The following is a 1,238-nucleotide window of genomic DNA, read 5'->3' on the forward strand; positions in this document are numbered from 1 at the left end:
TGGGCAATCGAAAGGTTTGTGAGGCTACCTTTGAAACAATAAACGCCTTTCGTGAACCATTGCTTGGCAAAAATCATATCTTCAATACCGCCTACGTGTCCAGTTTTTAATAAAAATGGCGTAAATACATTGCTTAGGGCTATACTTGCCGTATGTGCTACCCTCGATGCAATATTTGGTACGCAATAATGCGTAATACCGTATTTCTGAAAAGTTGGGTGTCTATGCGTTGTCATTTCGGAAGTTTCAAAGCATCCACCTTGGTCAATCGACACATCAATGATTATCGAATTATTTTTCATTTTCGATACCATTTCGTCCGTAACAACCATCGGAGCTACGCCATCTTCGGCACGCATTGCCCCAATCACAACATCGGCACGAGCAAGGGCATCGCCCAAAGTATCAGAATCAATAATTGACGTATAAATGTGCTGCCCGACTGCGTATTTTAAGCGTTGAAGTCGGTAAATATGTTGGTCGAAAACTTTGATTTCTGCACCTAAGCCGAGTGCTGTTCGAGCTGCATATTCGCCAACAGTTCCCGCTCCGATAATCACGATTTTAGTTGGTGGCACGCCTGTAATTCCACCCAAAATCATTCCACGACCATCATGAACACTGCTCAGGTATTCGGCTGCTATAAGCATCACGGTGCTTCCTGCAATTTCGCTCATGGTCCTGATAATCGGGAAATTCCCCACTTTATCTTGAATCAGTTCAAAACCAATACCGGTTACTCGTTTTTCGTTGAGTTGCTCAAAATATGAGCGAGAAAGATTCGGAACATTGAGTGTGGAAATAACGGTTTGACCAGTTTTCAAATAAGCCATTTCGGACTCAACCAAAGGTTCGATTTTTACAATCAAATCAGCCTCAAAAACTTCTTCAGGGCTATAAACAATCTTTGCACCAGCTTCGCTGTAATCATTGTCAGAAAATTTCGCACCTTCGCCAGCACCTTTTTCTATGATTACTTCGTGGCCGTTTCTGACCAATAACGTGACTGATTCGGGTGTGAGTGCAATACGATTTTCCTGCAACGAAACTTCACGTGGAAGTCCAATAAAAAGGCTTTTTTTGCCTTTTTTTATCATCTCTGGCGACTCCTGTGGGTAAAGAACCGATTGCTGTGCTAATTCTGAAATAGATTGTCCTGTCATTGTTTGGTTACTTGGGGACTGGTTACTGGTGAACTTGTTATTGGGAAACTTGTTATTGGTAAACTGGTTATTGGT

The 1,238-nt window shown here is 42.2% G+C and carries 1 protein-coding gene; it reads right to left on the minus strand.

The genetic code is table 11. From position 1 onward, the window contains the following. Window positions 1-1,163 (minus strand): alanine dehydrogenase (locus ACOVO2_RS04045; RefSeq protein WP_421768736.1); only part of this gene is annotated, 1,163 nt, incomplete at its 3' end. Window positions 1,164-1,238 lie beyond the last annotated feature (75 nt).

Origin of the sequence: Emticicia sp., from assembly GCF_049241225.1 — a bacterium.
GTDB lineage: Bacteria > Bacteroidota > Bacteroidia > Cytophagales > Spirosomataceae > Emticicia.